Origin of the sequence: Pseudomonas sp. Z3-8 (assembly GCF_051131975.1) — a bacterium.
GTDB lineage: Bacteria > Pseudomonadota > Gammaproteobacteria > Pseudomonadales > Pseudomonadaceae > Aquipseudomonas.
Window position 1 is genome coordinate 4,235,734 of record NZ_CP071643.1, and the last position, 12,667, is coordinate 4,248,400.

Below are 12,667 nucleotides of genomic sequence, written 5' to 3' on the forward strand. Positions count from 1 at the left end.
GGGCATCCGGCGAAGCGTCGGCCTGGCGTGCAATGACTTCATGAATGCACAGGTCCTGTTCGAACGGCGCATCGACCGGGTTCCACTCATGGGTCAAACGTTGATGCTCATCGAATTCCAGCATCGACAGTTCACCGAGGCAGCGCTCGCCATTGGCGCTCATCTGTCCAAGCAACTGCCCCAGATGCGCCGCCAACCGCTCAACCATATCCGGAGCAAAGCTCGCCCGTTGATAACTCATGTGCACTGACAACTGCCGTTCCAACCCCACCAGCAGCGTCAACGGGTAATTGGTCTGCTCCTGAGTCACCGGCGAACCAAAACGCAAACCGTCTGGCGCGCCCTGCTCCAGCGCCTGGGCGATCGGGTAGTTCTCGAACACCAGCAGGCTGTCGAACAGCGCCTCGCCGCCCTGCCCGGCCCAGCGCTGGATGTCGAGCAACGCGGTGTGCTCGAACTCGCGCAGGGCCAGGTTCTGCGCCTGCACCGCTTGCAGCCAGCTGGCCAAGGTCTGCTCGGCCCGTGGGCTGGCGATCACTGGCAAGGTGTTGATGAACAGGCCGATCTGCTGCTCGATGCCGGGCAAGTCCGCCGGACGCCCGGCCACGGTCGCGCCGAAGGCCACCGTTTCTCGACCGGTGTAGCGCTGCAACAGCAGCAGCCACGCGGCTTGCACCAGGGTGTTGACGGTGATTTTCGAGGCGCGGGCGAAAGCTTCCAGGCGATGGGTCGACGCTTCGTCCAGCACGTGGATATGATCGCCGTAACCGCTGCCTATCTCGGCCGGTTTGGCCACCGCATCGGCCAGTCGTGTTGGCGCCTCCAGCTGTTGCAGCGCCGGTTTCCAGAACGCTTCGCTGGCCGCCGCGTCCTGGCGTTGCAGCCAGGCGATGTAGTCGCGGTAGCGGCTGCCGGACACAGTGACGGGTTGGCCGCTGTAGCGTTGCAGCACTTCGCCGAGCAGCTGCGAATTGCTCCAGCCGTCCATGAGGACGTGGTGGTGGCTGTAGATCAGGTGATAACGCTGCTCGTCGAGGCGCACGATCATCAGGCGTATCAGTGCCGACGCGCTCAGGTCCAGTTGCTCGCGTTCGGCATCGGCCAGGGCCTGCAAGGTCTGGACAGGCAACGGATCGCTGCGCAGATCCTGCACGCTGTAAGGCAGCTCCAGGTATTTGCTGACCACCTGCACCGGCGCCGGCAAATCCCCTTGCCAGACGAACCGCGTGCGCAGGATGTCGTGGGCGTCCACCGCCGCTTGCCAGGCCTGGCGGAAACGCTGCGGGTCCAGCCCTTCCACGTCCAGGCGCAATTGGTTGATGTAGTCGCCGGTGGCGTCGCCATACACGCCGTGGAACAGCATGCCTTGCTGCATCGGCGACAACGGATACAGGTCGACGATCTGCGCCATCGGCAGCGCCAGCCCGTCCAGTTGCTGCTGGCTCAGGCTCGCCAGCGGGAAGTCCGATGGCGTCACACCGTGATGTCCGCCCTGGCAGCAATGCTCGATGAGCTGCTGCAACTCAAGTGCATACTCATCGGCCAAGGCCTGGATGGTCGCCTCGTTGAACTGCTCGCGGCTGAAGGTCCAGCCCAGGTCCAGTTCGCCATTGAACACCTGGCCGTTCAACGCCAGCACATTCGACAACGGTGCTTCAGCGTCCAGCTCATCGCCGGCCGCTTCGCTGGCTGGCACGAACAAGGCGCCGTCGGCTGCGTCGAAGCTGGCGTCGAACTGGCCCAGGTAGTTGAAGGTCAGGCCTGGCGTCGGCAGCCGCGCCAGGATCGACCGCGTGGCGTCATCCGCCAGATGCGCCAAGGCACCAAAACCGAGGCCTTTGTCGGGAATCGCCCGCAATTGCTCCTTGATCTGCTTGAGGCTATCCCCAAGGTCGGCCTGCGGCGTGAGTCGGGCCGGGTACAGGCTGGTAAACCAGCCGACGGTGCGGGTCAGGTCGACGTCGTCGAACAGCGCTTCGCGGCCGTGGCCTTCGAGCTGGATCAGCGCACTGTCGGCGCCGGTCCAGCGCACCATGACCCGCGCCAAAGCCGTCAGCAGCAAGTCATTGACCTGGGTGCGATAGGCCTTGGGCGCGTCTTGCAGCAGTTGTCGGGTCAGAGCGGCGTTCAGTCGCGTACGCACCGTCAGCGCAAGGCGGTTCTGCTGGCCGCCCTGTGGATTATCCATCGGCAAGCGCGCATCGATGCCTTCGAGTTGGGCCTGCCAGAAGGCCAGTTGCTGCTGCAGCGCCGGGCTGTGGGCATGGTCTTGCAGGCGCTCGGCCCAGACCTGCGCTGAGGTGGTTTTGTCCGGTAGCTGCAACGCTGCGCCGCTGGACAGCTGTCGGTAGGCGCGTTGCAGATCCTCGAACAGAATGCGCCAGGACACGCCATCGACCACCAGGTGATGCACCGCCAGCAACAGACGTTGGCTGCCATCGCCCAAGGTCGCCAGCACCGCCCGAAGCAGCGGCCCGTCTTGCAGATCGAGGCTGCGTTGGGCTTCGTTGGCGATGCTGTGCAAGGCCGGGGCATCAGGTGCGTCCACGGTCCAGAGCAGGTCTTCGCAGTGAACGTCCGCAGGACGGTAAGCCGCCGTCCAGCCTTCGCCCTGCTCCGTGAAGCTCAAGCGCAGGCCATCGTGATGCAGCACCAGCGCGCTCAGCGCCTGGTTCAGAGTCGACGCCTCCAGAGGCTCGGTCGGCTTGAGCAGCACCGCCTGGTTCCAGTGATGACGCTGCGGCACCGCTTGCTCGAAGAACACTCGTTGCACCGGCAGCAGCGCCAGCTCACCCGTCACCGGGCCCTGATCGATGACTCGCGCGGCTTCGCCCTGGCGGGCCACGGTCGCCAGCATCTCAAGCGTCTGGTGCTGGAACAGGTCCTTGGGCGTCAAGTGAATCCCGGCCTGACGGGCGCGGCTGACCACCTGGATCGAGACGATGGAATCGCCGCCCAGTTCGAAGAAGTTATCCCGCAGGCCCACCCGCTCAAGCTTGAGCACGTCCTGCCAGATCGCCGCGAGTTGCTGCTCCAGCGCGCTGCGCGGTGCCCTGTAGCTTTGCTGCAATTGGCTGGCGTCGGGCTTGGGCAGGTTCTTGCGATCGAGCTTGCCGTTGGGGGTCAGCGGCAGCCGTTCGAGCAACAGCAGATAGGCCGGGACCATGTGCGCCGGCAAGGTCGCCTTGAGTTGTTCGCGCAGACTCTCTGCGAAATCATCCGGCACCCATTGATCAGCCACGACGTAGGCCACCAGGCGCTTGCCGCTGCCGGCAGCACCCTCCTGGGCCACGACCACCGCTTCGCGCACGCCGTCGAGGGCTTGCAGGCTGGCTTCGATTTCACCCAGCTCGATGCGGAAACCACGGATCTTCACCTGGTTGTCGATACGGTCGAGGTAATCGAAGGTGCCGTCGGCGCGCTGGCGCACCAGGTCGCCGGTACGGTACAGCAAGCCGCCGGCGCTGAACGGGTCGGCGACAAAGCGCTCGGCGGTCAGCCCCGGACGGTTCAAGTAACCCCGGGCCAGGCCGCTGCCGCCCAGGTACAGCTCACCGGGCATGCCCTGTGGCAGCAGGTTCAGGTCGGCATCGAGCACGTAGGCGCTGCGGTCGCCGATGCGGCTGCCAATCGGCGCGTAGGCCGCGCCACAAGCCACCTCGCGGCCGGCCTTCCAGATCAGCGGCGTGACCACGGTTTCGGTCGGGCCGTAGCCGTTGATGATGTACTCAGGCTGCAAGGCACGCTTGACCCGTTCGAAGCTGGCGTTGGCCACCGCGTCGCCGCCGAAGCAGTAGATGCGCACTTTCGGCGGGTTGCCTTCGCGCTCGGCGTGCTCGGCCAGTTGTTGCAGGTACACCGGCGGGAACGCCACCACCGTCACGCCGTGCTCGCGCATGGCGTCGTAGGTTTGCTCCGGGGTCCACAGGCTGTCATCGCGAATCAGCAGCGAGGCGCCATGGGTCAGGCTGGTGAGCCAACGCTCATGGGCACCGTCGAAAGCGAACGACATGAAATGGAACTCGCAATCGCTGTCGCGCATTTCATAACGCTCGCCGATCGCCTGGCAGTGCATCGCCAGCGGACCGTGGGCCACGCTGACGCCCTTGGGGTTGCCGGTGGAGCCGGAGGTGTAGATGACGTAGGCAAGGTTCTGCGGATCGAGTCGCACCTGCGGCGCACTGACCGGCAGCTCGCGCAGATCGATCCGATCCAGTTCCAGCAGCGGCAGCGATTCGGCCACCGGCAACTGCGCCGCCACCGAGGTGTCACTGATCAACAAGGCCAGGCCGGCGTCTTCCATCAGGTACGCCAGGCGTTCCCGGGGATAACTGATGTCCAACGGCACGTAGGCGCCTCCGGCCTTGAGCACCGCCAGCAGCGCGACGATCACGCTTTCGCTGCGCGGCAGGGCCACGCCGACGCGGGTTTCGGCGCCGACACCACGGGCGATCAAGGCATGGGCCAGTTGGTTTGCGCGCCGGTCGATCTCGCCGTAACTGAAGTGCCGGCCATTGAAGATCACCGCCGTGCGTTGCGGGCGCTCGGTCGCCAACGCGGCGATCCGCTGATGCACGGCGATGTCCACCGGATAAGGCTGCGGGTGGTTGTCGGCCTGTTGCCGCGCGTGTTCCGCGGCGCTGGCCAAGGCGATTTCGCCCAGGCTGCGTTCGGCGTCCTGGCTGAATTGCTCAAGCAGGTGCAGCAGGTGAGCGCTGATCTGGTTGATGACCTCGTCGGCGAACTGTCGACGCTCGTAGCTGTAGTGCAACGCCAGTTGTTCACCGAGGGTGACCGCCACGCTCAGGGCATAGTGGGTCTGCTCAAGATTGGCCACGTCGCCGAAGGTGACATTGCTTTCGGTGCCCTGCTGCAAGGCTTGGGCGATCGGGTAATTCTCGAACACCAGGAGGTTGTCGAACAGCGCCTCCCCGCCCTGCCCGGCCCAACGCTGGATGTCCGCCAACGGCGTGTGCTCGAAATCCCGCAGGCTCAGGTTCTGCGCCTGCACCGCTTGCAGCCACTGGCCGACCGTCTGGTCGGGGCGCGGCGTGCCGATCACCGGCAAGGTGTTGATGAACAGGCCGACCTGCTGCTCGATACCGGGCAGATCCGCCGGCCGCCCGGCCACGGTCGCGCCAAATGCCACGGTCTGGTGCCCGGTATAGCGTTGCAGCAACAGCAGCCACGCCGCTTGCACCAGCGTGTTGACGGTGACTTTCTGCCGGCGGGCGAAGGTCTCCAGTGCCTTGGTGCGTGGCGCATCCAGCGTCAGGAAGTGATCGCCATGGCCGCTCTGGCCGGCATCGCCCAAGGCCGCGCGGGCGAGCCGGGTCGGTTCTTGCAGCGCGGCCAGTTGCTCGCTCCAGAAGTCCTGGCTGAGCTGGCCGTCCTGGCGTTGCAGCCAGGCGATGTAATCGCGATAACGTCCGGCGATGCGGCCCGGCGCGTGGCCGTTGTAGCGTTGCATGACCTCGCCGAGCAACTGCGAATTGCTCCAGCCGTCCATCAGGATGTGGTGATGGGTGTAGATCAGATGCCACTGCTCGGCGCCGGTCTGCACCAGCACCAGGCGCAACAGCGGTGCCTGGCTCAGATCGAAACCATGCGCGCGTTCTGCGTCAGCCAGCGCGGCAAGGGCTCGGGCCTGAGCCTGGCTCTGCTCGGCACGCTCGCGCCAGTCGAGCACCGTGAACGGCAGCTGCACCTGCTTGTGGACAATCTGCAGCGGCTGCGGCAATTCGCCCTGCCAGACGAAGCCGCTGCGCAGGATGTCTTGCGCGGCGACGGTGGCCTGCCACGCCGCACGGAATCGCTCGGCATCCAGGCCTTGCACGTCCACCCGCAGCTGGTTGACGTACTCGCCCGCCGCCTGCTCGTACAGCGTGTGGAACAACAGGCCCTGCTGCATCGGTGACAGCGGGTAGATATCGTCGAGTTGGCCAGCCGCCACCGGCAGATGGTCGAGCTGCGCCTGGCTGATTTGCGCCAGCGGGAAATCCGACGGCGTCGCTTGCGGCGTCGCCAGACTGACGCAATGTCGAATCAGCGCCTTGAGCTCGAGGGCGTATTGATCGGCCAGTTGCTGCACAGTCGCGCTGTCGAACATTTCACGGCTGAACCCCCAGCTCAGCGCCAGCTCGCCGCCATGCACCTGGCCTTCCACGGTCAGCCAGTTGGCCAGCGGCGCGGTCGGGTCCTGGGCGACTCCACTGCCTTCGCCGGATGGCAGCAATAGCGCCGTTTCGTCGAACTGACGGTCAAACTGGCCGAGGTAATTGAAGGTGATGCGCGGTTGCGCCAGACCGGCCAATGTCGCTTGTACCGAAGGCGCCGCCAGATGCCGCAGCACGCCATACCCCAGGCCTTTGTCCGGCACGCCGCGCAGTTGCTCCTTGACGGTCTTGATCGAACCGTCGAGGTCGTCGGTAACGGTGAGCTTCACCGGGAACAGGCTGGTCAGCCAACCGACCGTGCGGGTCAGGTCGATGTCGTCGAACAGCTCTTCGCGGCCATGGCCTTCCAGTTCCACCAGCGTGCCCGGCTGCCCGCTCCAGTGGCTGATGGTGCGGGCCAGCGCGGTCAGCAACAGGTCGTTGACCTGGGTGCGATAGGCCGCTGGGGCCTGTTGCAGCAACTGCCGGGTCAGCTCGGCGTCCAGGCGCCATTCGATCTTCGCGCCGTGGATATTTTGCAGGCTGCCCTGCGGACGATCACAAGGAATGTCCGCCGCGCCCTGGTGCTGGGCTTGCCAGTAGGCCAACTGATCGTCGAAGCGCGACGCTTCGGCACTCAGCCGCGCGGTCCAGCTCTGGAACGCGCTGGTCTTGGCCGGCAACGTGGCCGCGCCGCCCGCCGCCAGTTGTTCGTAGGCTTGCTGCAAGTCTTCCAGCAACACGCGCCACGACACACCGTCCACTACCAGGTGATGAATGATCAGCGCCAGCCGCTGGCTCCCGTCGGCCAGGTCCACCAGCATGGCGCGCAGCAGCGGACCGTCCTGCAGCTTCAGGCTGCGCTGCGCCTCATCGCACAGTGCAGCGAGGTCTTCGATGGATCGGGCTTCGCGTTGCCAAACATCGGCGTCTTGCACAAGCGGCCCGTGACTCTGCCGCCAACCGTCGGCGTCTTCGACAAAGCGCAGGCGCAAGGCGTCGTGGTGGTTGATGACGCAGGTCAGCGCCGCGTCGAGCCGCTGTGCATCCAGCGGCTCGCGGGCGGTCAGCAACAGCGACTGGTTCCAGTGGTCACGGGCCTGCATCGCCTGGGAGAAGAACTGCCGCTGGATCGGCCCGAGCACAGCATCGCCGGTGACTGGCGCCTGATCCACAGCAATGTGGCTAGCGCGAGTGGCGACCAGCGCCAGGCTGCGCACGGTCTGGTACTGGAACAGATCACGGGGATGAATGCGGATGCCGGCCTGCCGCGCGCGGCTTACCACCTGGATGGAAATGATCGAGTCACCGCCCAGCTCGAAGAAGTTGTCTTCGAGGCCGACGCGCTCCACGCCGAGTACGTCCTGCCATATTTCGGCCAGGGCAACTTGCAGCGCATCCTGCGGGGCGACGAATGTTTGCCGGGGCGCGGCGTCCGGTTGTGGCAGGGCCTTGCGGTCGAGCTTGCCGTTGGCGGTGACGGGCAATCTGGCCAGCGGCATCAGATAGGTCGGCACCATGTATTCCGGCAGGCTCGCCAGCAGCCAGGCCTTCAGGTCCTGCTGCCACTGCTCGTGCGGCTCGCTGTTTTCCAGCACCAGATAACCCACCAGGTGCTTGCCGTCCTGGACCAGCACCACGGCCTCGCGCACCAGCGGATGCTGCATGAGGCGGGCTTCGATTTCACCGAGCTCGATGCGCAGGCCGCGCAACTTGACCTGATGATCGAGACGGCCGAGGTATTCGATCACACCGTCGGCGCGCTGACGCACGCGGTCACCGGTGCGGTACAGGCGTGCGCCGGCATGGAACGGGCACGGCACGAAACGCTCGGCGGTCAGCGCCGGACGCTGGTGATAACTGCGCGCCAGCCCCGCCCCGCCCAGGTACAACTCGCCCGCCACGCCCCACGGCACCGGCGACAGATCCGCGTCGAGCACATGGGTGCGCAGGTTGGCGATGGGGACACCGATCGGCACGCAATCGGCGCCTTCATCGACACAGGTCCAGTGGGTCACGTCGATGGCCGCTTCGGTCGGGCCGTACAGGTTGTAGAGCGCGGCGTTCGGCAGCTTGGCGAAGACCTGGTGTTGCGCGTCCAACGGCAGCGCTTCACCGCTGCAAACGATGCGCTTGAGACCTTCGCAGCTTTCCACGCCTGGCTCATGAATGAACGCTTGCAGCATCGAAGGCACGAAGTGCAGCGTGCTGATGCGATGGCGATTGATGGTCTCGATCAGTTGCAGCGGATCGCGGTGCACGCCTGGCGCGGCGACTACCAGCCGGGCTCCGGTCATCAGCGGCCAGAAGAACTCCCACACTGAAACGTCGAAGCTGAACGGGGTTTTCTGCAGCACCGCGTCGCTGCCGTCCAGGCCATAGGCCTGCTGCATCCAGCACAAGCGATTGACCAGCGCCGCGTGACTGTTGCCAGCGCCCTTGGGTTTGCCGGTGGAGCCTGAGGTGTAGATCACGTAGGCCAGGTTCAGCGGATCAAGCGTGATGTCGGGACGATGGTCGCTGTAGCCGTCGAGCCAGCCGGCCGGCTGGTCGAGCTCGATCACCTCGACGCCGTCGGTTGGCAGCGCCGCCGACAGCGAGCGCTGGGTCAGCAGCAAGCCGATGGCGCTGTCCTCGATCATGTAGGCCAGGCGCTCCTGCGGGTACTCAGGGTCCAGCGGCACATAGGCGCCGCCGGCCTTGTGAATCGCCAGCAAGCCCACCACCATTTCCAGCGAGCGCTCGAGGCAGATCCCCACCAGGCTATCCGGCCGCACGCCGCGCTCACGCAGCAGATGAGCCAGTCGGTTGGCGCGGGCATCGAGCTCGGCATAGCTCAGGGTTTGCTCAGCAAACACCAGCGCCGGTGCGTCCGGGGTGCGCGCCACCTGGGCTTCAATCAGTTGATGCATGCAGCGCTCGGTCGGGTAGCGTTGCGCCGTGGCGTTCCAACCGTGGACCAGGGTGGCGTGTTCGTCAGCGTCGAGCAGCGGCAGTTCGCCGATGCGCCGGGACGGATCAGCGATCATCGCCGTGAGCAATCGCAGCCAATGCCGGGCCATGCGCGCGATGCTCGGCGCCTCGAACAGGTCGTTGGCGTAGGTCAGCGCCGCGTGCAGCGTGCCGGCCTTTTCATAAGTGTCCAGGGTCAGCTCGAACTGGGTGGTGCGCGCCTGCCATTCGATCATGCCCAGTTCCAGCCCGGACGCCGTGCGGATCGTGGTGACGTCCGCCACGTGCGGCTGATGGTTGTACATCACCTGGAACAACGGCGTATGGCTGAGGCTGCGCTCCAGCTTGAGCGCTTCGACCAGGCGTTCGAACGGCAGGTCCTGATGGGCCTGGGCGCCGAGAGCGGTTTCTTTGACCTGGCGCAGCAACTCGTCGACACGGAGCTGGCCATCCAGTTCGGTACGCAGTACCTGGGTGTTGACGAAGAAGCCGATCAGCCCTTCGACCTCATCCCGGTTACGGTTGGCGATCGGCACGCCGACGCGGATATCGGACTGGCCGCTGTAGCGATGCAGCAGCACATTGAACGCGCCGAGCAGCAGCATGAACAGCGTGACGCCCTGCTGCTGGGCTGTGCTGCGCAGTTGCTCCGCCAATGCGGCGTCGATGGCGAATTCATAGCGGCTGCCGCGATAGCTGGGCATCGCCGGGCGCGAATGGTCGGTGGGCAACTCCAGCACCGGATGTTCATCGCCCAGTTGTGCCTGCCAGTACGCCAGCTGCCGCGCCTGCTCGCCGGCCTCCAGCCAGCGACGCTGCCACAGGGCATAGTCGCTGTACTGGATCGGCAGGTCGGCCAGTTGCGGTTTGAGTCCGGCTTCGTGGGCGTCGTAGCAGCGGACGAACTCGTCGATCAGCACGTTCATCGACCAGCCGTCGGAGACGATGTGATGCAAGGTCAGCAGCAACACGTGCTCCTGCTGGTCAAGCTTGAGCAGTTCGACCCGCAGCAAAGGGCCGCGCGACAAGTCGAAGGGGCGCATCGATTGTGCTTCGGCGGCTTGGCGCACTGCCTGCTCGCGCTCGCCTGCCGGCAAGCCGCTGAGGTCCTGTTGCTCGATCATCAGCGGCGCATGGATGGGCACTTGCAGGAGGCTGTCGTCGGCCTGGCGCTGGAACACTGTGCGCAGGGTTTCATGGCGGGCCACCAGGCTGGCGAAGGCCTGCTCCAGCGCCGACAGGCTCAGCGTGCCCTTGAGCCGCACCGCGCCGGGCAAGTTGTAGGCGCCGCTGTCGGGGTCCAGTTGCCAGAGAAACCACATGCGGCGCTGGGCATAGGACAGGGCCTGGCGGTCGTCGGCTTCGACGCCTTGGGGAATGGGGAAGCGACTGAAGTCCACGCCCTCCTTGTCCAGCGCTGCCAGGAACATCTGGCGCTTGTCCAGGGGCAACCCGATAAACCGGCGAGCAAGTTTCAAGGCGTCTTCAGCATTCATTTCTGGGGTATCCGGAATCAGTGGGCACAGAGGCACAAAGGCAAGTCGTCCCTATGAAACGAATGCAAACCGGAAAAATTAGCGATTGGGAATTTGTGTCGAGTAGCGAGGTGGAGCAGGGATTTGAAGAATAATCAGCCATCCCTGTGGGAGCGAGCCTGCTCGCGAAAGCGCTGGGTCAGCTGGCTGGGATGTTGAAGGTGACGACCCCTTCGCGAGCAGGCTCGCTCCCACAGGGGCTGGTGTCGGGCTCGATATTTGTGTCCACCACAGATCACTTGTGGGAGCGAGCTTGCTCGCGATGGCGGCGGATCAGTCATGCATAGGCAAGCTGACAAACCGCTATCGCGAGCAAGCTCGCTCCCACAGGGGCCTGTATTGCGTGCGCTTGGAAATCGAGTCAGGCGCTGATCGCCAACCCGTGTCGCCGGTGATGCACGCTCAGCTGATCCTTGATCAGCCGCAGCACCCTGGCCTCGTGTTCATGGATGAAGAAGTGCCCGCCCGCCAGCATATCCACGGAGAAGCTGCCGCTGGTTTCGCGGCTCCAGCCGATCAACTGTTCGGTGGTGGCCTTGTCGGCGGTGCCGCCGAGTACGTGCACGGGGCAGTTGAGCGGTGACCGAAGCCTTGGCTGGTAGCGGCCACAGAGCAGGAAGTCCGCGCGCAGTACCGGCAAGGTCAAAGCCATCAGCTCTTCATTGGCCAGCACCTCTTCGCTGGTACCGTTGAGGGTACGCAGCTGGTCGATCAGTTCGGCATCGGTTTTCGGCTCGGCGAAACCTCGGTCATAGTCGGCGCGCATCGTCGGCGCCGCGGTGCCCGAGGCAAACAGCGCTACCGGCTCCGGGCAGCCCAGCTCACGCAAGGCATGAGCGATTTCACAGGCCAGCAGCGCGCCCAGGCTGTGGCCGAACAAGGCGTAAGGGGCCTGGAGGGTCGGAGCCAGCTCCCGCGCCAATTGCTTGGCCAAGGGCCCCATGTCGGTGTGCAGCGGCTCGGCGAAACGCGCCCCACGCCCCGGCAACTCCACCGGCTGCACCGTCAGCCACTGCGGCACCTTGCGCCGCCAGCGGCTGTAAACCATCGCGCTGGCGCCGGAATACGGCAGACACAGCAGGGTCAGTTGGGTCACAGCGGTTTTCTCCGATCGTTTGTATAAAAGGAATAACGAGGCCGGGCCGTGCAGAATTAGTCACCGGCCCCTCGCCCGGATGCGTCTTATACTGCACGCCCGATGGCCTGGTCTGCCCTTAAGGAGAACACAATGAGCTGGTCCGCCCAACAATATGTCGCGTTCGAACAGGAACGCACCCGCCCGTCCCGCGATCTGCTGGCGGCCATCCCGCCGGTACAGGCGCGTCAGGTCATCGACCTGGGCTGCGGCCCCGGCAACTCCACCGAACTGCTGGTCGATCACTTTCCCGACGCAACGGTGCGTGGCCTGGACAGTTCCGCCGACATGGTCGAAGCCGCCCGTAAGCGCTTGCCCGGCGTGACATTCGACACCGCCGATATCGGGCGCTGGAACGAAAGCGGCCCCTTCGACGTGATCTTCGCCAACGCCGTGCTGCAATGGCTGCCCGACCACGCCACCCTGCTGCCGTCGCTGGTGGACAAACTCGCCGCTGGCGGCAGCCTGGCCGTCCAGATGCCTGACACTCTGCACCAGCCTTCCCATCGCTTGATGCGTGACATCGCTGCCAGCGGCCCCTGGGCCAGCCAACTGGCCGGCGCGGCGGATTCGCGGACCGAGGTGGAGGATGCCAGCACCTATTACTCGATCCTCAAACCCCACTGCACCCGCGTCGATGTGTGGCGCACCACCTACCATCACCCGCTGGCCGGTGGCGCCTCGGGGGTCGTGGAGTGGTTCAAGGGCAGCGGCCTGCGGCCATTCCTCGAGCCGCTGGACGAAGCGCAGCGCGAGGACTATCTGAAGCAATACCTCAAGGCCATCGAACAGGCCTATCCGGCCTTGGACGATGGGTCGGTCCTGCTGCCGTTCCCGAGGGTGTTTATCGTCGCGACACGCTAGGGCGATGGTCAGGCGCGAGGGCTAAA

At 65.3% G+C, this 12,667-nt stretch carries 3 protein-coding genes (1 of these 3 cut by a window edge); 1 reads left to right on the forward strand and 2 read right to left on the reverse strand.

Annotated elements, in window-relative coordinates:
* Together J3P94_RS19260 and J3P94_RS19265 are read right to left on the reverse strand one after the other, a co-directional pair.
* Positions 1–10,603: the 5' portion of a non-ribosomal peptide synthase/polyketide synthase gene (locus tag J3P94_RS19260; protein ID WP_434569263.1), read on the reverse strand. The gene continues 1,832 nt to the left of window position 1, outside the view; 10,603 of the gene's 12,435 nt are visible here — the first part of the coding sequence; its start codon is at positions 10,601–10,603; its stop codon lies off the left edge, out of view.
* Positions 10,604–11,003: 400 nt separating this feature from the next.
* Positions 11,004–11,738 carry a thioesterase II family protein gene (locus tag J3P94_RS19265; RefSeq protein ID WP_434569264.1) on the reverse strand — a complete coding sequence of 245 codons (735 nt, stop codon included), beginning with the start codon at positions 11,736–11,738 and terminating at the stop codon, positions 11,004–11,006.
* Positions 11,739–11,870: 132 nt separating this feature from the next.
* On the opposite strand from J3P94_RS19265, the gene tam reads away from it, so the two are divergent.
* Positions 11,871–12,641, forward strand: coding sequence for a trans-aconitate 2-methyltransferase (gene tam, locus J3P94_RS19270; RefSeq protein WP_434569265.1), 771 nt, complete (start codon positions 11,871–11,873; stop codon positions 12,639–12,641).
* Positions 12,642–12,667 lie beyond the last annotated feature (26 nt).

Excerpts from the sequence above, each read along its gene's own strand:
- tam (WP_434569265.1), top strand. The coding sequence starts at position 11,871 with ATGAGCTGGTCCGCCCAACAATATGTCGCGTTCGAACAGGAACGCACC.